The sequence below is a fragment of the Collinsella sp. AF08-23 genome (genome assembly GCF_003479805.1).
In the GTDB taxonomy this organism is placed as follows: domain Bacteria; phylum Actinomycetota; class Coriobacteriia; order Coriobacteriales; family Coriobacteriaceae; genus Collinsella.
Window position 1 is genome coordinate 1 of record NZ_QUHV01000003.1, and the last position, 19864, is coordinate 19864.

Consider the following 19864-nt stretch of genomic DNA (forward strand, 5'->3'; position numbering starts at 1 on the left):
CGGAGGCCCCGGTCTCCAAGATTTCTGCCGCACGCCCAAATCGCGAAGTTTTTGCTACTTGTGCTACCGTTTGCCCTCGCGCCCCCGGTCGCGTAATCGAACACACTGTGTGCCTTCCACGAGCCGGGGGCGCACATGCGTTCTGTCCGCTCGCTCGGTTAGAATCAATAGCGTTCGAAATGGGGTCGAAGGGCCTCGAGGATATTCTCAGCACATCAGTTAGGAGCCATAGCACATGGCATTCGTCCACCTGCACAACCATACCGTCTACTCCATGCTCGACGGCGCGACGCGCATCGGCGACATGGTCAAGCGCGCGGTCGATCTTGGCATGCCCGCCGTGGCAATCACCGATCACGGCTACATGTACGGCGTCCCCGAGCTCGGCCTCGCCTGCGACGCCATTAACCACGGCACGCCTGAGTACAAGGTATGGAGCAAGGACAAGTCGTTCCTCGAGAAGGGCCGCCGCGACGAGCTCGAGTGCCCCGACTCCGAGAAAGATCCGCGCGGGTACGAGCAGCATATGAAGGACCTCGCGATGTGGGATGCCCAGGGCAACATCGATGAGCTCAAGCCACCGCTGGTCATCAAGCCCATCTTTGGCTGCGAGGTCTATTTCACCCCCGACGAGACGCTCGCGCGCGACCGCAAGCCCGAGCTCTACCACATGGTGCTCTTCGCACAGAACGAAACGGGCTACGTCAACCTCATGCAGACGGTCTCCGAGGCCGCCGTGCAGGGTTTTTACTATAAGCCGCGTGTGACGTTGGACAATCTGCGCCGCCACCGCGAGGGCCTCATCGCGAGCTCGGCGTGCATCGCGGGCATCATCCCCAAGTGCATCGACCGCGGCGAGATGGACAAGGCGATCGAGTGGGCGGAGACCTTCCGCGACACCTTCGAGCCGGGCAATTTCTACATCGAGATCCAGGAGCACGGCATTACCACCGACTCCGGCATCACCGACGAGGAGCTCTCCAAGACCCTTATCGAGATCGCCCGCCAGGTGGGCGTCAAGGTCATCGCCACCAACGACTTCCATTACCTCACGCGTGACGACGCGCCGGTCCAGGACGTGGTCATGTGCATCGGCACGAACTCCAAGATCGACGACCCCAACCGCATCCGCATGGAGGGCTCCGAGTTCTACATGAAGACCGAGGAGGAGATGCGCGCGCTGTTCCCCTATTGCCCCGAGGCGTGCGACAACACCCTCGAGATCGCGGAGAAGTGCAACGTCGAGCTCGACTGGGACAGCATCATCTTGCCGAACTACCCGCTGCTCGATCCCGGCGAGACCCATGAGAGCCAGTTCCGTCGCGAGTGCGAGGAGGGTCTGGCCAAGCGCTACGGCGACGATTGGGATGGCAAGGAGATCGGCGGCGTTGACATCCGCGAGCGCTTCGAATTTGAATACAAAGTCATCTGCGAGAAAGGTTTCGCCGCCTACTTCCTCATCGTGGCAGAATACGTGCGCTGGGCAAAGCAAAACGGCATCGGCGTGGGTCCGGGCCGTGGCTCGGCAGCCGGCGCGCTCGTCGCCTACGCCATGGACATCACCACCTTCGACCCGCTATCGAACGGCCTCATGTTCGAGAGGTTCCTCTCTCCCGAACGAACTGAGATGCCCGATATCGATATGGACTTCGACGATGAGCGAAGGCTCGAGGTAATCGAGCACGTTCGCCAGCTCTACGGTCCCGAGAAGGTCACCCACGTCATCACGTACTCGACCATCAAGGCAAAGCAGGCCATCAACGACGCTGCGCGCGTGCTCGACTACCCGGTCTATATGGGCCAACGCCTGTCCAAGATGGTGTCGAGCGATCCCGGCGTCAAGCTCAAGCAGGTGCTTGAGAAGCAACCTGGCAAAGAGGACCTGTACAGCCCGGATTTCGTCGAGGCGTATCAGAAGGACGAGGACGCCCGCCGCATCATCGACACGGCGCTGTCCATCGAGGGCCTCACGCGCGGCGAGGGCGTTCATGCATGCGCGGTGCTCATCTGCCGCGACGCGGTGAACGAGCACGTGCCCACCAAGCTCGATACCAAGGGCGGTGTGGAGATCACCCAGTACGAGGGCCATACGGTTGCGGATATGGGCCTGCTCAAGATGGACTTCCTGGGCCTGCGCACCCTCACGGTCATCTCCAAGGCCAAGGCCAACATCAAGAAGAACTTCGGCATCGACATCGACGTGGACGCCATTCCCTTCGACGACCCCAAGATCTTCGAGCTCATGTGCGCGGGCCGCACCGCCGGCGTGTTCCAGGTCGAGTCCGCGGGCATGACCGCGACCATCAAGAACATGAAGCCGACCGAGTACAAGCACGTGGTCGCTCTAATCGCCCTGTACCGCCCGGGCCCTCTGGGCGCGGGCATGGTCGCGAGCTACATCAACCGCATGAACGGCAAGGAGGCGGCGGTCTCCTACGACCCTCGCCTTGACGGCATCTTGGGCGAGACCTACGGCACGATGGTCTACCAGGAGCAGGTCATGCTCATCTCGGTCGAGATGTGCGGCTTCTCCAAGGGCGAGAGTGACTCCCGTATCCGTAAACCCGTGGCCAAAAAGAAGATCAAGATGCTCACCGACCAGGTGTTCAAGTGGTCCGATGGCGAGGAGGAGACCATCTACGACCACTGGATGAACGGCGCGGTGCGCAACGATTACAAACGAGAGACAGCCCAAAAGATCTGGGACGACGTCCTTGAGTTCGCGTCCTACGCGTTCAACAAGTCCCACTCCGCGGGCTATGCCATCCTCGTCATGCAAACCGCCTGGCTCAAGGCCCATTACCCCAACGAGTACATGGCGGCGGTGCTCACCTCCTACACCGGCAAGACCGACAAGATTGTGCATTACGTCTCGGCGTGTCGCCACGACGGCATCGCGGTCCTGCCTCCGGACATCAACGAATCCGGCACCGAGTTCACGGCGACCGCCGAGGGAGTGCGCTTTGGCCTCGCGGGCATCCGCGGCGTGGGCGAGGGTGTGACCGAGGCGATCATCGCCGAGCGCGAGAAGGGTGGGCCCTTCAAAAACTTGCACGACTTCGTGGAACGCGTGGATTCGAGTCAGGCGAATCGCCGCGTGATCGAGGCCCTCATCAAGGGTGGTGCCTTCGATTCGACGGGGTATCCGCGTCGTCAGCTCATGCACTTCGTCGATCGCGAGAACCCCGAGAACATCATCGACGCCGCGGTGAAGCGCCAAAAGGACCGCGCGGCGGGTCAGACGTCGCTGTTCGATGTCTTCGGTGACGTCGAGGGGTCGGGCTTTGAGGTCATCGTCCCCGAGCCCGACGGGCAGGAGTGGGACCGCCACATGAAGCTCTCTTTCGAGAGGGAAGTCTTGGGCATTTACGTCTCCGACCATCCGTTGCGCCCGTACGAGTACGCGTTGGCGAAGGCGCGCGAGTTCACCCTTTCGCAGATCGACACGGGTTTTGAGACCATGGGCCCCACGGGCAACGCCGTGAACCAGGAGATTCCCGAGGGTAAAGCGTACTGGTGGGCGGGCATGGTGTCGAGCGTGGGCAAGCGTGTGACCAAGAACGGCGACCCCATGGCGATTGTTCAGCTCGAGGACATGGAGGGTGAGGCGACGGTCGTCATCTTCCCCAAGACGTACAAGCAATGCGAAGGGTATCTCTACGGCGAGGTGGACCCTGAGACGGGAGCGCAGCTCTCCGACGCCTTCATTCGTGTGAAGGGTAAGCTCGAGCGCTCCGACCGCGGCGATCAAATCATCGCGCAGGAGATCGAGCCGCTCGTGCTGAACGACGAGAGCAATCGCCCCAAGGTGTTCGAGATCATGATTCCGAGTGCCCGGTTCTCGCAGTCCAACATGGCGCGTTTGGCGACAGTGCTGAGCACCAATCCCGGTGGAGACCGCGTCGAGCTCTTCATCGAGCAGGGCGACGGGCAGACCATGCGGGCCGAGATTCCCACGCGAGTCAATGCGCGCTCGATTCCGCTTATTGCCGAGGTCAAGGGCATCGTGGGCAACAAGGGCCGCGTAACGGTGATCTAGTCCCAGCCGCCGCCGGAGTCCGCGAGCGCCCGGCTCTTATCCGGCGCTCGGGCAGTCCTGCGCAAGACGGAGCGTCCACTGGACGCTCCTTTGCGTGCGGAACTCGCGGCGGACAAGAGCCGGGCGCTCGCGGACTCCGGCGGCCTGCGCTTTCGATGCGTTCGCACCTCTATTCTGAGTTGATTGTCCCGGGGGTGCGGGACGATATGCCCCGCACTCACGGGACGACGCGTTACGTTGGAGCATATTTGGGCATACTATCCTTTGATTGCATCTGCAACGAAGTCTGAAAGGATCTACTGATATGGCAACGTTTTTCAAGAATGATGAGACGGGCAAGTTCCTCGCCGCCATCGATGCCGACATGGTCGCGCCCGCGGGGTATGCCGAGGTCGTCGCGAACTCGGTGGACGCCGCCACTGAGAAGCACGTCCCTGTAATCGATGTGCAGCGTGAGGGCCATGTCCTTAACGTGACCGTGGGCGAGGTCGAGCATCCCATGGAGGCCGAGCACTACATCGAGTGGATTGCGCTCGAGGCCGCCGGTCGCTTGGAGGTTCACTACCTCAAGCCCGGCCAGGCTCCCACCACCTTCTTCGCCGGCGGGGCCAAGACCGGTATCGCTTACGCCTATTGCAACCTTCACGGCCTGTGGAAGGCCGAGTTCTAAGGACTCGCTCTCTTAGTCGTCAGTCTGATGCAGGGGCCTGGCCCTCATGGTGCATCGCCGTCCGTCGGATGGGGGCACTGTGGGGGCCAGGTCCTTTGTCGTGCGGCTGCGAACTTCCAAGAGGGTATACTCGGTTGCATGCAATGTCCCGACACGCAGTCGGGGAACTCACGAACAAGAAAGATGGATTTCGCAGATGAAACTCGCACTTGCGCAGATACACGCTCGTCTCGGCGACTTGGATGGCATCTGCGCGCGCGTTGAGCAACAGCTCGCCATCGCCCATGAGGCGGGCGCGGACCTGCTCTGCCTGCCTTCGCCGCTCTTTTGCGGCGTCACGCCTGGCACACTCGTCGAGAGCGCTGACTTCGAGCACGATCTGCTATGCGTCCTGCAACGCCTCGCCCGCGTCGCCGACGACTTGGGAATGGCGTGCCTGGCGCCCGCCGTTCTCGCACTCGAGTCGGGTCAGCTGTTCGAGATTTTCATGCTGAGGAAGGGCCGCGTCGTTCCCTTGCGCCTCACGATGGTACGGCATCAGGAGATTCTGCCCGTATCGCCATGGAGCCCCCCGATCTTCGAAGTTGCCGGCACGAGGATAGCTGCCACCTTCGATGCCGCGCGCGACCTCGATTCCATTCCAAACGGGTGCGATATGGTCATCTTCTTCCCGGTGAATGGCTTTGACATGACCGATCCATCTACCACGGCCGTCGCCTCGGTGTCGCAGGGCGGTTTTCGTTCCGAGGTCGAGCGGGCGGGTGTTTGGTTCGCCTGCATGGAGCCCTTGGGTGGCTATGATGACGCCGTGTACACAGGCGGTTCCTTCGTCATGGATGACGGTGGCCGTGTGGTCGCGCAGGCCCCCTGTTTTGAGGAGGCCCTCCTTGTCCAGGAGGTGCGGCGCGGGGTGATGGTGGATGCGGTGGCACTGCACGATTTACCCATGTACCGCCGGGAGATCTGGTTGTGGGAGGCCCTTCGCCTGCATGTGCGCGACGCCGTCGCCGCCCATGGGTTTGGACGCGTGATCGTGCCCCTTACCGGCGATCTTCCGAATAGCCTGCTCGCCGTTTTGGCGGTCGATGCGCTGGGGCCGCGCAACGTCCTCGGCTTGCTTGTTGGCCATGAAGACGCCCTGACCTCTGCACAGGAGGTGGCCGAAGCCGAGCGCTCTGCCCTTGCGCGCGAGGTCGCCACGGGACTCCACATGCGCCTTCTCGAACGGACCGCCCCGAGCGCGACGCTTCTTGTCGATCGTGACGTTCCGGCTCCTGACGACTCGGGCATGCGCCGCGGCATCGACGCCCTTTTGTTGGCGGATACGGCCCGTGAGCTCTCTGCCCTCGTGCTCGCTCCCTTCACCAAGACCGATTACGCCCTGCGCGCGAACACGCTCGCAACGCTTCAACCATGTTGCCTCGCGCCTTTTGGCGACGTATATCTCTCCGCGCTCGAGTGGGTTGCCAAATTCCATGCGCGGGTCTCATCTGCACTTCCCAATCGGCTGATGGGATCCGAGGCGGTCTCCCATGTCCAAGCCACGATTGTGCGCGACGCGATTGGCCAGCTCAACATAGACGAGGCACTTGATCAGCGTGCCCGGCATCTGCTGGAGTCGATCGATTCGGCTCAAATCGACGCGACGCTCGAGGCGCACGTCGATCGCAACGCGGCCATCGATGCCCTGCCCCTCTCGACGATTTCTCCCGAGGCATCCGCTCTGCTGCTTATGCTTGTGCGCCACAATGAATCCGGTCGCCGGATGCTGCCACCTGCGCCCATCGTCTCGGCACGTGGGTTCACCGAACGACTTTGGCCTGTGCAGCTTGCCTGGTCCGACATGGGTACGCGTGGTGAGGAGCGCCTGCGCGCCTCAGATTTTGCCGAAGCGGAGTACCGTCGTATGGAGCGGAAGGGCTCGGAGCGCAGCGAGCAGGCGCGTGGCGAGATTTTCGGAATGCTCGGCGAGATGTTGGGGCTCACGCCCGAGCAACAGGCAGAGCTCATGAGTGAGGAAAGCCAGGAGCGCATGCGCGAAGAGCTGCGTGAAATGGAGGGCAATCTGCGCGAGCTGTTCCGACGCATGGCGGAATCTGGAGAGGGCTCCGAAGGGCCCGGCGCGTCACCCACCAGCGGGTTCAGCTTCTTCTCCTTGAACTGAGGCTGCGCGAGTTTTTAGCGTACTGCCGTGTCTGCTCATGTTATAGTAGAACAAACGTTCGAACAGCGGGAGGGGGCGCATGGTCATCTTGGGGATCGATCCGGGCTTGGCGAATACCGGCTGGGGCATCATCGAGGAGCGCCGAGGTGAGGTGCGGTGTCGTGCCTATGGCTGCATCGAGACCTCTTCCGGGTCGGATTTGGCAGCCCGCCTCCGTCGCATCGCCGATGAGCTGACGGCCGTTGTCGACCGTTATCACCCCCAGCAGGCGGCTGTTGAGGGAATATACTTCGGGGCCAACGTCCGTTCCGCCATCCCGACCGCCCATGCACGCGGTGCCGCCCTCGTGGCCTGCTCGCTTTGCGGGGTTGAGGTGGGGGAGTACACCCCTATGCAAATCAAACAGGCGGTGGTTGGCACCGGATCGGCAGATAAAGCCCAGGTGACCTACATGGTCCGTACGCTTTTGCACCTCGATCACGATCCCAAGCCCGATCACGCCGCCGATGCACTCGCGTGCGCCGTGTGCCATGCGCATCTGCAACGCACTCAAGTGCTGACCGGCGGCGTGTTCGCTCAACAGAAGGGAAACCCGTACGCATGATTTCTCAACTTCATGGCAGCGTGCTCGAGGCCACGCCGAGCATGGTCGTCATCGATGTCAACGGCGTGGGATTCGAGCTCGGCATCTCCGGCACGACCGCCGCGGCTCTGCCCGGGGTGGGCGGGGACGTTCGCCTGTACACGCGCATGGTCGTGCGCGAAGATTCCTGCACGCTCTTCGGCTTTGCCTCCAAGGACGAGCGGACGATGTTCGACAAGCTCGTCGCGGTGAGCGGCGTGGGCGCTAAGCTCGCGCTCGCCGTGCTCTCCAAATTCAGCGTCCCGCAGTTGTACACACTGGTCATGACCGAGGACGACAAGGGCATGGCGACGGTGCCCGGCGTGGGGAAAAAGACCGCGCAACGACTGATTCTCGAGCTCAAGGGCGTGTTCTCCAAAGACCGTAGCCTCGCCGGCTCAGAGGCGCCCGGATCCGTCCCGCTTCCACTCGAGCTCGTCTCCCCGGCGGCTACTTCGCCCGTGGACGACGCCACCTCTGCACTTCTATCCATGGGCTTTACGCCTTCGGAAGTCTCCTTGGCGTTAGGCGGGTATGATGGCAGGGATATGCGCGTCGAGGATCTGCTGGCCGCGGCGCTCAAACGCCTTGGAATGGATGCATGATGTGGGAAGTGGATGAATCGACCGATCTATGGGCCGACACGCCGGCGGCGCGGGGCTCCCATGGGGAGGGCGAGCGCTTCGTGACGGGTGAGCTCATCTCCGATGATCTCGATGTCGAGCGCAGCCTGCGTCCGCAGCGTCTCGATGACTATTGCGGGCAGGAGCACATCAAACAGAGCCTGAAGATCCTCATCGAGGCGGCTCAAACACGCGGTGAGAGTCTTGACCACGTGATATTCTCTGGACCCCCCGGCTTGGGAAAGACCACGTTGGCGGCGGTCGTCGCGAATGAGATGGGCGCGCAAATCAAAACGACTTCCGGTCCCGCCATCGCCCGTACGGGCGATCTTGCGGCGATCCTCACCAACCTGCAGCCGGGTGACGTGCTGTTTATCGACGAGATCCATCGCCTTAACCGTCAGGTCGAGGAGATCCTGTATCCGGCGATGGAGGATTTCTCCCTCGATATCGTGATTGGCAAAGGCCCGGCAGCTCGGTCCATTCGTCTGGACATCCCGCATTTCACCCTCGTGGGCGCCACTACGCGTTCGGGCATGCTCACGGGTCCCCTTCGCGACCGTTTTGGCATTTCGTTCAGGCTCGATTACTACGGCATCGAGGATCTTGCCGATATCGTGTGTCGCTCCGCGTCCATCTTGTCCGTGGATATCGACCGTGAGTCCGCAAAGGAGATCGCCTCACGCTCCCGCGGCACGCCGCGCTTGGCGAATCGCCTGCTCAAACGCGTGCGCGATTACGCTCAGGTGCGGGGAGGCGGGAGTATCGACTTGGCCATTGCGCAAGAGGCCATGGCGTTCTTCGAGATCGACGAGCTCGGTCTCGACTGGATGGACATCCGCATTCTCGAGATGCTCTGCAAAACGTTTCGCGGCCGTGCCGTGGGCCTGTCTACTTTGGCGAGCGCCACGGGAGAGGACGCCAACACGCTTGAGGACGTCTATGAGCCTTATCTGCTGCAATGCGGCCTGATTGTCCGCACTCCGCAGGGACGCATGGCAACGCCCGTTGCCTTTGAGCATCTGGGCCTGGAGACGATTGCCTTGTGACGCTTCTGAGCTTCATGCCCGTGCTATGCTGAACAAGTTATTCCTCGTGCAGAAGGGACCTTGCCATGTTGACCGACATCGAGATTGCCCATTCCGTTGAACCGTGGCCCATCCAGCAGGTCGCCGAGGCCGCTGGGGTGGATCCTAAGCACCTCATCCCGTACGGCTTCGACAAGGCAAAGGTCGACTATTCGCTGCTGAACGAGCCTTCCGACCACGAGGCCAAGCTCGTGCTCGTGACCGCCATCAACCCCACGCCCGCGGGCGAGGGCAAGACCACCACGACCATCGGCCTGGCCGATGCCCTGCGCCGTCGCGGCGTCAAGAGCGCCGTGGCCCTGCGAGAGCCCTCGCTCGGCCCCGTGTTCGGCGTGAAGGGCGGTGCCGCCGGCGGCGGTTACGCGCAGGTCGTTCCCATGGAGGACATCAACCTGCACTTCACGGGCGACTTCCACGCCATCGGCGCGGCCAACAACCTGCTCGCCGCCATGCTCGACAACCACATCCAGCAGGGCAACGCCCTCGGCATCGACGTCAAGCGCATCACCTGGAAACGCGCGGTCGACATGAACGACCGCCAGCTCCGCCACGTGATCGACGGTCTGGGCGGCAAGGCCCAGGGCGTCCCGCGTGAGGATGGTTTCGATATCACCGTCGCGTCCGAGGTCATGGCGATTCTGTGCCTGTCCACCTCCATCTCCGACCTCAAGCAGCGCCTGGGCGAGATTGTGGTGGGCTACACCTATACCGGCGAGCCCGTGCGAGCCAGCCAGCTCAAGGCTCAGGGTGCCATGGCGGCCCTGCTCAAGGACGCGCTCAAACCCAACCTCGTGCAGACGCTCGAGCACACGCCCGCGTTCGTCCATGGTGGTCCGTTTGCCAACATCGCGCACGGTTGCAACTCCGTGATGGCCACCCGCATGGCCATGCGCTTCGGCGATATCGCCATTACCGAGGCGGGCTTTGGCGCCGATCTTGGCGCCGAGAAGTTCCTCGACATCAAGTGTCGCATGACGGGCATTCGTCCGAGTGCCGTTGTGGTGGTTGCCACTGCGCGTGCCCTCAAGTACAACGGCGGCGTTGCCAAGGCCGAGCTCAACACCGAGAATCTCGATGCCCTGAGCGCCGGTATGCCCAACCTGCTGCGTCACGTCGACAACATCCAGAACGTCTATGGGCTGCCCTGCGTGGTCGCCATCAACCGCTTCCCGTCCGACACCGAGGCGGAGCTCGCGCTCATCGCGGAGGAGTGCGAGAAGCTCGGTGTGAACGTTCGCCTGTCCGAGGTGTGGGCCAAGGGCGGCGAGGGTGCCCTCGATCTCGCCGACGAGGTGCTGCGCCTGGTCGAGGAGCCGAGCGAGTTCCGCTTCGCCTACGAGGATGGCGCCGATGTCGCCGGTGCCCTCGAGGCGATCGCCACCAAGGTCTACCATGCCGACGGCGTTGACTTCACGCCCGCTGCCAAGCGCCAGCTCGCGGAACTGCGCGACAACGGCTTCGGCAACCTGCCGGTGTGCGTGGCCAAGACCCAGTATTCCTTCACCGATCAGGCGGCGATCCTCGGCGCGCCTGAGGGCTTCCGCATTACGGTGCGCGAGCTCAAGGTGAGCGCCGGTGCGCATTTCGTCGTGGCGCTTACGGGCAATGTCCTCACCATGCCCGGCCTGCCCAAGGTCCCTGCAGCCGAGAATATCGATGTTGACGACAACGGCGTGATTTCCGGCCTGTTCTAGTGGATGTATGAGGTGACGCGTGCCAAAGGGGGACGTATCCCTTTGGCACGCATGCCATTGGGGGACGTACCCTTTTGGCGCGCGCCCCTTGGCATGCGCGCGGTCCGATTATTCGATCTAAGAGAAAGCGACTTCATTGGCGACGATTATCGATGGTAAGAAACTTGCTGCCGACGTGCGCAACCGCGCGGCAGCCGAGGTTGAGGGCCTGACCAAGCAGGGGGTTGCCTGCGGTCTTGCCGTGGTGCTCGTGGGAGACGACCAAGGCTCCGCCACGTACGTACGTGCCAAGCTTCGCGACTGCGAGCAGTGCGGCATCCCGTCGCGGGACTTCAAGCTTCCCGAGCAAACGACGCAAGAGGAGCTCATGGATCTCGTCGTGCGCCTCAACGCCGATCCGGATATCGCCGGCATCCTCGTGCAGATGCCGCTGCCGAGTCACTTGGACGCGGAGGCGGTCGTCGCCGCAATCGATCCAAAAAAGGACGTCGACGGCTTTCATCCGGAGAACCTCGGCAGGCTCGTGCGCGGTCTTACCGGCTTGCGTCCTTGTACGCCCGCGGGCATCATGGAGATGCTCGAGGCATATGGCATAGACCCGTCGGGCAAGAACGCCGTGATCGTGGGCCGCTCGTCTATCGTTGGCAAGCCCATGTCGCTCATGCTGCTCGCCAAGAACGCCACCATCTCCGTGGCCCACTCGCACACCGACCCCCGCGAGCTCGCACGGATTTGCCAGAGCGCCGACATCTTGGTCGCCGCGTGCGGCATTCCCAAGATGATCAAGGGGCCGTGGATCAAACCCGGCGCCGCCGTCATTGACGTGGGTATGGACCGCGATGATGCCGGCAGGCTCTGCGGTGACGTCGATTTCGACTCCGCCGAGCTCGTGGCAGGTGCCATCACCCCCGTTCCGGGGGGCGTGGGCCCTATGACGCGCGCCATGCTCATGAGCAATGTGGTGCTCGCCGCAAAACTACAACATGGTTTGGAGGACTAATGGCTTGTACAACTATTCTGGTCGGCAAAAACGCGAGCTACGACGGTTCGACCATCATCGCACGTAACGAGGACTCGCCGAACGGACAGTTCGAGCCCAAGAAGATGAAGGTCGTGCATCCCGAGGAGCAGCCCAAGACGTATACGAGTGTGCTTTCCCACCTCAGCTTCGAACTCCCGGATAATCCGATGCGCTACTCGAGCGTCCCGGATGCGCTTCCGGGACATGGCATCTGGGCAGCTGCGGGCTTCAACACCGCCAACGTGGGCATGAGCGCCACCGAGACGATCACGAGTAACGAGCGCGTGCTCGGTGCCGATCCACTTGTCGAGTACATCCCCGCTCAGGGCACCGAGGGCGAGGAAGGCTACGTTCCCGCCGTTCCCGGTGGCCTGGGTGAAGAGGATTTCGTCACCGTGGTCCTGCCGTACGTTCGCACCGCCCGTGAGGGCGTGCAGCGTCTGGGTTCCCTGCTCGAGCAGTATGGCACCTACGAGATGAACGGTATCGCGTTTTCTGACGAGGATGAGATCTGGTGGCTCGAGACCATTGGTGGTCACCACTGGATCGCCAAGCGTGTGCCCGATGACGCCTACGTCACCATGCCCAACCAGCTCGGTATCGACTATTTCGATCTTCTCGATGCTGAGGGCGAGCAAGTCGAGCACATGGCCAGCCCCGACCTTCGCCAGTGGATGTCCGAGAACCACCTGAACCTCACGAACGCGAATCGCCTTGAGCCCGAGGACATTCTCGACGAGGAGTATTTCGATGAGGATCTCGAAGACTTGGATGAGGACGAGGCGGACGCCTATGAGGAGTACGTCGCCGACCTCATGGACCTCATCGCCGACGTGCGCGAAGGTATGATCTCCGGCGAGATCTTCAATCCACGCGAGGCTTTTGGCTCCCATTCAGATTCCGACCATGTCTACAACACGCCGCGCGCCTGGTACATGCAACGCTGCCTCAATCCTCGCGACGGCTGGGATGGTCCGGATGCGCCGTTCAGCCCGGAGTCGGATGATATTCCGTGGAGCCGCGTGCCCGAGCGCAAAGTCACTATAGAGGACGTCAAGTACGTTCTTTCCGCCCACTTCCAGGGCACGCCGTACGACTGCTACGGTTCCAAGGGAACTCCTGCGAGCCGCAACGCCTATCGTCCAATCGGCATCAATCGCAATAGCCAGCTTGCTGTCTTGCAGATTCGTCCGTACGTGGCGGAGCCTCTGCGCTGCATCCAATGGATGGCCTTCGGTTCGAACGTGTTTAATGCCCTGGTCGCGCTGTACGCAAATGTGGATGAGTTCCCCGCGTATCTCTCCAACACCACGGAGCGTGTGACCACGGAGAATTTCTACTGGGCAAATCGCGTTATCGCCGCCTTGGCCGACGCACGCTTCCACGAGACGTCCGCCAAGGTCGAGTCGTACCAAGAGAAGGTCGGCGCACTTGGTCACAGGATGCTTCGCGAGACAGACCGCGCCGTGTCTGACCTCGCAAACGCCGATATCCCCGCCTCCCTTGCCCGTGCGAATGAGGACCTTTGTGAGACTCTCAAGGGCGAGACCGAGAAGCTCCTCGCGACCGTGCTCTATACCACGAGCTGTGCGATGAAGAACGGTTTCGCGATGTCCGACAACGAGCGTTAGCTTTTCGCACGCCAAAGGGTTTGTCCCCTTTGGCGTGTTTTGGGTACAAGGGATTCATCTGGATGCGTCCATGCGCACAAAAGAGGAGCAAGGAGGCTCTCATGGCTATCAAGTTCGAGGAGCTCATTAATGGAATGGTCAATGTCGGTTTTGGCGCCGCCGCCGTCACGGCCGAGAAGGGCAAGGAGATCTTCGAGGATCTGAACGCCCGTGGTGAAGAGGTGCTGCGCGACCTTAACTCGCGCGGTGAGCACGTTCGCCATGATAGAGAGACTCCCGATTTCGCGCGCTCCATGTCCGATATTTTCGAGCAGGCCGGCGGCACCTTCTCCGATGTCACCGAGCGTCTGAGCGAGCGGGGTGCAACGGCAGCGGAGCGCGTGCTTGACGAGCTGATTCTCGCTCGCGTGCGTCTGTTGACCAAGACCGAGCGCGTCGAGTTCATGGCGCATGTGCGTGACCTCATCGACTCGGTCGACGACGATACGGTGACCGTCGAGGTCGAGGACGCTGTCGTCGTCGACGCCGACGAAGCCGATCTAGGCGCGGACGAGGCTCGAGACGCGTAATAGGCGAGAAACCGATATGGCAAGCGAAGTGGAACAAGAACGGGATGCCCGCGGGCCCGCTGCGACCAAGGCGGCGGGTATGCCGCTGAGTCCCGACGACACGGTCAACCTGGAGGGCGTTGAGGAGGCACTGAGGACTTCTTGGCGCGCCCCCCGTGCGGTCGACCTGTTCCCCGAGGAGCCTGAGGCCATGGCCCCCTCGGAGGAATTCAAGCTTTCCTCCGAGGGGCGTCGCAAGCGCATTGGCGAGATTCTCGGCATAGTGCGGAAATACGAGGCATGGCACAATATCACGCCGCGCCGTTTGCGCTGCATGCTCGAGGACCTTGGTCCCATGTTCGTCAAGATGGGGCAGATTCTGGCGAATCGCTCGGAGATCCTACCGCAGGAATACTGCGACGAGCTTCGCCGCTTGCGCTCGAATGTCGAGCCGGTGCCGTTTGCCGTGGTGCATGATTGCCTTGTCGCCGAGTACGGTCGCCCCCTTAACGAGATCTTCTCCCATATCGACCGCAGGCCCCTGGGCAGTGCCTCGCTCGCACAGGTGCATCGTGCCACGCTCGTGACTGGCGAAGACGTTGCCATCAAGGTGCAGCGTCCCGGTGCCCAACAGGTGATGGCTCAAGATATCGACATCATGCGTTCGATTGTGCGTCATGCGTCGCGCTTTGTGAAAACCGACCAGTTCATCGACCTCAAGGGCGTAGTCGAGGAGTTGTGGCAGTCGTTTCGCGAGGAGACGAATTTCCTCATGGAGGCCCGCAACCTCGATGACTTCCATCGTTTTCACGAGGGCTCGTCGTCCATATCCTGCCCGCGTTCCTACCTTTCGTACTGCACCGAGCACATCGTGGTTATGGATTATGTGGACGGTATCTCCATTGCCGATCCCGATCTCCTTGTCCGGGCGGGCTATAGCCTCGAAAAGGTCGGGGCGTCCATTGTGGACGATTACGCCACGCAGGTGCTCGAGGACGGTTTTTTCCATGCGGACCCCCATGCGGGGAACATCATCGTGAAAGACGGGGTCGTCTACTTCATCGACCTCGGCATGGTCGGTCGCATGTCGAGCCATGACCGCGGAATCGTTAAGGATATGATCTACGCCGTTGCGTCGGGTGACGTCCCTAAGCTCAAGGATTCGCTCATGCGTTTCGCGGTGACGCGCGGGGACTCATCGGAGCTCGATCACTCGACCTTCTTGACGGACCTCGATTTCATCGTCGCCGATTTCGCCAGTCTGGATTTGAAGGACCTGGACATCGGCGAGTTCCTCACGTCGCTCATCAGCTTGGCGCGCAAGAACGACGTGGAATTGCCCAGCGTGGTGACGATGTTCGCACGTGGCATGGTGACGCTTGAGGGGTTGCTCACCGAGTACATGCCCGATGTGAACATGATCGAGATCATCACCGACCACATTCGACATGAAAAGAGCTCGTACCGTCGTGCGCAGGAGGCTGCCGAGGAGCTCGCGGGAGCCTCCTATCGGGCACTCAAGGGTCATCTCGAAATGGCGGAGCAGCTCGGCTTGGCGTCGCGTATGCTCACCCGCGGCCAGCTCAAGATGAACATGCAGGTCCTTGGCAGTGAGCAGGTGCTGCGCCGTGTGGGCGGCATCGTCGACCGCATGTCGATGGCAATTGTGATCGCCGGACTGTTCATTGGCTCGTCGGTGGTTTATTACGCCAAGATCGAGCCGGTCATTTTCGGCATTCCCGTCATCGGCTTTTTTGGGTATACGAGCGCGTTGGTTTTGGCCCTCGGTTTGGGCCGCGAGATTTGGCGCAACGGCCACGCCAAGAAGTGATGCGCGGGACTGCCGCCCGGGGTGGCGGGCATACAGTTCCCTGCTCGGACAGTCCTGCTCGCGCGAAGGCCCCACTGGGGCCTTCGGCTCGTGCGGAACTCGCATGGGACTGTATGCCCGCCACCCCGGGCGGCAGCAACCGACTTGACGGAAGGGGCGTTTGGGCTGCTAAACGCCTTTTGTATCCCCTAAGGTTGCGTTGTTGGGGCCTACCTCGTCTCCTGCCCATGTGGACGGGCGCAGAGGACTTCGGCATCGACGGTGATGTTCGTCAGCTTGTCGAGCTCGAGTTCATCGGGGTCCATGCCGAAGGTTACGGGGCTCATGCGAACGAGGTCACGCGCGAGTTCGGGTGAAACGTAGCTCGTTTGCGTTACGCGTGCGCGGGTTGTCAGTTCCATATGGCGGGACAGGGGCTCGGCGACACCATGGTCCTGCATTGCGGAGTGAGCAAGTCTATCGCAGGCGAGATCGCGCAGCTCGTGCACATGGTCTGGTCCGGGTATGACTTTTACGAGCATTCCGTCGTGTTTGAGAATGCGCTGGAATTCGGTGTAATTTGCCGGCGTGAACACATTCAGGACAACATCGACGGAATGATTTCGGATCGGCATGTTCGCCAGGTCTGCCACAAGCCAGCGCTCGGCACCACCGCCACGAGCGGCGCAGCGGATGGCGTCCTTGACGATATCAATGCCGATGCATGTGCCGCAGAATCTCGATGAGATGGCTTTAAGATACGAGCCCTCCCCGCACCCCGCATCGATGATAATCGGGTCGTCAGGCAGGTCGAGATTCTCAAGCGTCTGAATAAGCGCTTCGTTCAGGATGCGATAGACCTCGGCCTCCATGACGCGTTGACGACTGGTGAAGAACGCCTCGTCGTACCCCTTGAGGGGTCCTTGCTGGGGGATAAGGTTGAGAAATCCCTTGGATGAGATCGCAAAGTCGTGGCCACGCGCACAGCGCAGCGAACACGTTATTGCGTGCAGGCGCTCATGGCAGAGGGGGCATTGCAGGAGCGATGCGATATCGAGGTGCTTTTGGATGCCGGGGCGTGCCATGGGCTATAGCAGTTTCTCGAACGCGATGCGCAGCGGGTCGGCTTCGCCCTCATAGGGGAGTGTGATGACGCCGCAGCGCGTATATCCGCATTTGGTTGCAAGCCCCTGCAACGGGAGGTTCCTCTCGTGCGTGTCGATGCGCAGGCTTTTCATGCCGTGCTCGCGCGCGATGCATTCACCCTCGGCAAACATGGAGGTCATGACGCCGCAGTGCGCTGCCTGCGCGCGTACCGCACAGCGGTGGATGACGCCGTAGGTGGGGGAGTTGGAGGAGGATTCGGTCAGCCATGCGCCATCGATGGCGTCGTAGGTCTTCTCGCCGTCAAACGAGAGTGCCATGACGCCCAACACTGTGCCGCCCTCATCGACAGCGACATATGAGGCACCGTGAGCCATATCGTCTTCGATATCGATGCGATCCGGATACTCGCCCTGCCATTGTGGGATATCGAGCGCGGCCAGGGCAGCCTTGCCGTCCTCGAGGGCGCGCTCGGCCGCCTCGACGTCTTGCGGGAGCGTTTGGCGTATGGTGAATGCCATGGGGGTCCTTTCGAGTGTGGACACGGGCGCGGCGCGCACCTCGACGGTTTAATACTGGCTCGGGTGCTTCTCGAAGAAGTCGAAGCGCGGCGGCAGCACCTTGATGGCGTGCGTACCCGCCTGTTCGCCCAGCTCGGCTACGAGCTCGTCGCAGGTCTCGAAGATGTGCTCCCAGCTAAAGAAGACCTCTGGTGCGATGGCAAAGTGCTCGCAGATCTTCTCGCAGCCCGAGGGCACGATGCCGTGCATGAGGACGGTGGCGGCGCGCAGCTCGTGGAAGGCGTCAACGAGTGCTTGCGTCATGAGTTTATCGTCCTCGGCGTTCTTCGCCGCCTTGCTCGCGTCGCTCCAGCGCTTGTTCGCGGCGCGGAGGAACTCGTCGCACACGCCGAGGGCGTGGTGCAGCTCGAAGGTGTGCATGGCCTGCTCGAAGGCGATAATTGCTTGCTCGGTTTCGGCGATGACCTCGTCACTGGGGGTGCCGGCGGGAATGCAGCCGGTGCGATACAAAGCCTCATCGCCCTCTTTCACCGCGACACCGTAGAAACACGAGCGGGCCAATCGGTTGAAGACGCCCGTGAGCATCGCGCCTTCCTTGAGGACGGGGTCGATCACGCGCTTGTCGTTGCAGGCGAGGATCTCGGTGCCGTCTTTATCCTTGCCGCTCACGCGCGTGTCGAAGGCCTTGGGGCTAAAGCTGACGGGCTTTTCTCCTAGGCCAAGTGACAGCCAGTGGGCGCGGAGCTGCTCGGGCGTGTAGTGCTCGAGCATCTCGTGGGCCAGCGGGGGCGGGGTCTGGGAGCTCGAGCTCGCCTTCTTGCCCATGTAGAGGATGTGGTAGTTGGCCGCGACGCAGGACTGCTGCATGTTCCAGTCGAGCGCCTCCCACATGCCGGATTGTGCGATGCAGTAGAAGTAGATGTTGTCCTGGCCGATGAACTGGTACGCGCGCGCGTCCTCGCTCGCCCACCAATCGCGCCAGTCGAGGCTGGCATGCGTGTACTCGGGCTCCGCCATGATCATCGCGGGGGCATCACCAACGAGCTCGGCATCGGAGACGGCGCATTCGGCGAGGCCGGAGGGGTCCGCGCCCGCGGCCTCGAGTTTGGCGGCGTCGCGCGCGAGCACCGCGCGGGTGAAGCTGATGGGCGCCCATAGGCTCTCTGGCCAGACCCAGCAGGTGAGGTCGGTGCAGCCGCAATCGTTGGGGACGGGCACGCCCCACTCGACGTTTCCCGTGATGCGGAAGGGGACGAGCGCCTTGCCGGAGCGGAAGCGCACGCCGCCGGCGTTGAGCATCTCATGGGCCTCATCTCGCTCGCGCCAGCTGGGAAACGCGACGGTGAAGGAGCTCTTGTTGCCCTCGGGCTCGATGACGGTGTGGGCGGGCAGCCCTCCCTCGATGGCGTCGAATGCCTCGCGGAACTTGTTCTGGATGTAGAGCTGAGCCGGATTGAGCCACTCCTCCATGGTCTTGGAGACCACCGAGCGCACCGTGGGGTCGTGCTCGAGCTGTTTGGTGTACGTCTTCAGGTACTCAAGGTGCTCGGGAAGATCGAAATAGAGGTTGTCGACGGGGACGAGTTCAGGCGTCTCGCCGGTGAGCGCGCTCTTGGGGGCGATGAGCTCCTCGGGCTCGAACTGGTGGCCGAGGTCGCACTCGTCCGCATAGGCCTTTTCGGACTTGCATCCCTGGATGGGGCAGCGGCCGAGCACTTGGCGGCCGTTGAGGAACTGGCCCGCCTTCCTGTCGTAGAACTGCTTGGTCGAGCGCTTCTCCAGCGCGCCTTTCTCATGTAGGCGACGGATGATCTCGCTGGTCACGCGCTCGTGGATGTGCACGGCGGGCTCCAGCGCGCTGCCGGCGTACAGGTCGCAAGACACGCCAAAGCTGGCAAGGTCGGCTTCCTGGCTGTCATGGTTCTCGCGCACGTAGTCTGAGATGTGCTTCTTGTAGTCGTCGGCCTCTTGGCGTTTGCGGAAGCCCTCCATGATGGGGGAGCCGTAGCAGTCGGTGCCCGAGACGAAGATCACGTTCTCGCGACCCAGGCGGTCGCGAAGGAACCGGGCGTAGAAGTCGGCGGGCACGAACACGCCGCCCACGTGGCCGAAGTGCAGACCCTTGTTGCCGTAGGGCATGCCGGCAGTGACGACGGCGCGCTTGGGCCAGGCGGGACGATCGGCGCGGGTGAGCTGTGTAGTCATGGCTATCCTTCTTTCGGCTGTGTTCTCAGTCGTTGGCGTGCGTCTGCGTTCGGGCGAGGCGAGGACGTAGACGTGGAGTCAAGTAGTCGCCACCCGGTGTAACCTCACATTATCGCACAGGTGT

At 62.1% G+C, this 19864-nt stretch carries 14 protein-coding genes; 11 read left to right on the forward strand and 3 right to left on the reverse strand.

What is annotated here, in order from left to right:
* The first annotated feature begins 235 nt into the window (after nucleotides 1–235).
* The 11 genes from dnaE (at nucleotide 236) to DWV48_RS02355 (ending at nucleotide 15931) form a co-directional block, all read left to right on the forward strand.
* Nucleotides 236–4039 (forward strand): DNA polymerase III subunit alpha, encoded by a 3804-nt coding sequence (gene dnaE, locus DWV48_RS02305; protein WP_118653063.1) that lies wholly within the window; start codon nucleotides 236–238, stop codon nucleotides 4037–4039.
* A gap of 304 nt (nucleotides 4040–4343) precedes the next feature.
* Complete coding sequence (locus DWV48_RS02310) at nucleotides 4344–4709, forward strand: desulfoferrodoxin family protein (protein WP_118653065.1); 366 nt, start codon at nucleotides 4344–4346, stop codon at nucleotides 4707–4709.
* A gap of 196 nt (nucleotides 4710–4905) precedes the next feature.
* Complete coding sequence (locus DWV48_RS02315; RefSeq protein WP_118653067.1) at nucleotides 4906–6873, forward strand: hypothetical protein; 1968 nt, start codon at nucleotides 4906–4908, stop codon at nucleotides 6871–6873.
* Between the two features lie 79 nt (nucleotides 6874–6952).
* Nucleotides 6953–7477, forward strand: coding sequence for a crossover junction endodeoxyribonuclease RuvC (gene ruvC, locus DWV48_RS02320; protein ID WP_118653069.1), 525 nt, complete (start codon nucleotides 6953–6955; stop codon nucleotides 7475–7477).
* Nucleotides 7474–8100, forward strand: a complete 627-nt coding sequence (gene ruvA, locus DWV48_RS02325) for a Holliday junction branch migration protein RuvA (RefSeq protein WP_118653071.1) — start codon at nucleotides 7474–7476, stop codon at nucleotides 8098–8100. Before ruvC ends, ruvA begins: the two co-directional genes overlap by 4 nt.
* Entirely contained in the window at nucleotides 8100–9167 is a 1068-nt protein-coding gene (gene ruvB, locus DWV48_RS02330) for a Holliday junction branch migration DNA helicase RuvB (RefSeq protein ID WP_118653363.1), read from the forward strand. The genes ruvA and ruvB overlap by 1 nt, the downstream gene beginning before the upstream one ends.
* Nucleotides 9168–9232: 65 nt before the next feature.
* Nucleotides 9233–10900, forward strand: coding sequence for a formate--tetrahydrofolate ligase (locus DWV48_RS02335; protein WP_118653073.1), 1668 nt, complete (start codon nucleotides 9233–9235; stop codon nucleotides 10898–10900).
* 136 nt (nucleotides 10901–11036) lie between these two features.
* A complete protein-coding gene (gene folD, locus DWV48_RS02340) occupies nucleotides 11037–11900 on the forward strand; it encodes a bifunctional methylenetetrahydrofolate dehydrogenase/methenyltetrahydrofolate cyclohydrolase FolD (RefSeq protein WP_118653075.1) in 864 nt (287 codons plus the stop codon).
* Nucleotides 11900–13552 carry a C69 family dipeptidase gene (locus DWV48_RS02345; RefSeq protein WP_118653077.1) on the forward strand — a complete coding sequence of 551 codons (1653 nt, stop codon included), beginning with the start codon at nucleotides 11900–11902 and terminating at the stop codon, nucleotides 13550–13552. The genes folD and DWV48_RS02345 overlap by 1 nt, the downstream gene beginning before the upstream one ends.
* A 101-nt stretch (nucleotides 13553–13653) precedes the next feature.
* Nucleotides 13654–14121, forward strand: a complete 468-nt coding sequence (locus DWV48_RS02350) for a hypothetical protein (protein ID WP_118653079.1) — start codon at nucleotides 13654–13656, stop codon at nucleotides 14119–14121.
* 16 nt (nucleotides 14122–14137) lie between these two features.
* Complete coding sequence (locus tag DWV48_RS02355; RefSeq protein WP_118653081.1) at nucleotides 14138–15931, forward strand: AarF/ABC1/UbiB kinase family protein; 1794 nt, start codon at nucleotides 14138–14140, stop codon at nucleotides 15929–15931.
* Between the two features lie 209 nt (nucleotides 15932–16140).
* Here the strand turns inward: DWV48_RS02355 and DWV48_RS02360 are convergent, their stop codons facing one another.
* Genes DWV48_RS02360 through DWV48_RS02370 form a run of 3 tightly spaced genes read right to left on the reverse strand, consistent with a single transcriptional unit; the run spans nucleotide 16141 to nucleotide 19740 of the window.
* A complete protein-coding gene (locus DWV48_RS02360; protein ID WP_118653083.1) occupies nucleotides 16141–16995 on the reverse strand; it encodes a methyltransferase domain-containing protein in 855 nt (284 codons plus the stop codon).
* 3 nt (nucleotides 16996–16998) lie between these two features.
* Complete coding sequence (locus tag DWV48_RS02365) at nucleotides 16999–17535, reverse strand: GNAT family N-acetyltransferase (RefSeq protein ID WP_118653085.1); 537 nt, start codon at nucleotides 17533–17535, stop codon at nucleotides 16999–17001.
* A 48-nt stretch (nucleotides 17536–17583) separates the two neighbouring features.
* Complete coding sequence (locus tag DWV48_RS02370) at nucleotides 17584–19740, reverse strand: methionine--tRNA ligase (protein ID WP_118653087.1); 2157 nt, start codon at nucleotides 19738–19740, stop codon at nucleotides 17584–17586.
* Nucleotides 19741–19864: the final 124 nt, after the last annotated feature.

Bases quoted from the DNA above. Each gene is read 5' to 3' on its own strand.
- DWV48_RS02370 (WP_118653087.1), bottom strand. From the start codon at position 19,740: ATGACTACACAGCTCACCCGCGCCGATCGTCCCGCCTGGCCCAAGCGC.
- DWV48_RS02310 (WP_118653065.1), top strand. From the start codon at position 4,344: ATGGCAACGTTTTTCAAGAATGATGAGACGGGCAAGTTCCTCGCCGCC.
- ruvC (WP_118653069.1), top strand. From the start codon at position 6,953: ATGGTCATCTTGGGGATCGATCCGGGCTTGGCGAATACCGGCTGGGGC.
- DWV48_RS02315 (WP_118653067.1), top strand. From the start codon at position 4,906: ATGAAACTCGCACTTGCGCAGATACACGCTCGTCTCGGCGACTTGGAT.
- DWV48_RS02345 (WP_118653077.1), top strand. From the start codon at position 11,900: ATGGCTTGTACAACTATTCTGGTCGGCAAAAACGCGAGCTACGACGGT.
- DWV48_RS02350 (WP_118653079.1), top strand. From the start codon at position 13,654: ATGGCTATCAAGTTCGAGGAGCTCATTAATGGAATGGTCAATGTCGGT.
- ruvB (WP_118653363.1), top strand. From the start codon at position 8,100: ATGTGGGAAGTGGATGAATCGACCGATCTATGGGCCGACACGCCGGCG.
- DWV48_RS02365 (WP_118653085.1), bottom strand. From the start codon at position 17,535: ATGGCATTCACCATACGCCAAACGCTCCCGCAAGACGTCGAGGCGGCC.
- DWV48_RS02355 (WP_118653081.1), top strand. From the start codon at position 14,138: ATGGCAAGCGAAGTGGAACAAGAACGGGATGCCCGCGGGCCCGCTGCG.
- DWV48_RS02360 (WP_118653083.1), bottom strand. From the start codon at position 16,995: ATGGCACGCCCCGGCATCCAAAAGCACCTCGATATCGCATCGCTCCTG.
- DWV48_RS02335 (WP_118653073.1), top strand. From the start codon at position 9,233: ATGTTGACCGACATCGAGATTGCCCATTCCGTTGAACCGTGGCCCATC.
- dnaE (WP_118653063.1), top strand. From the start codon at position 236: ATGGCATTCGTCCACCTGCACAACCATACCGTCTACTCCATGCTCGAC.
- ruvA (WP_118653071.1), top strand. From the start codon at position 7,474: ATGATTTCTCAACTTCATGGCAGCGTGCTCGAGGCCACGCCGAGCATG.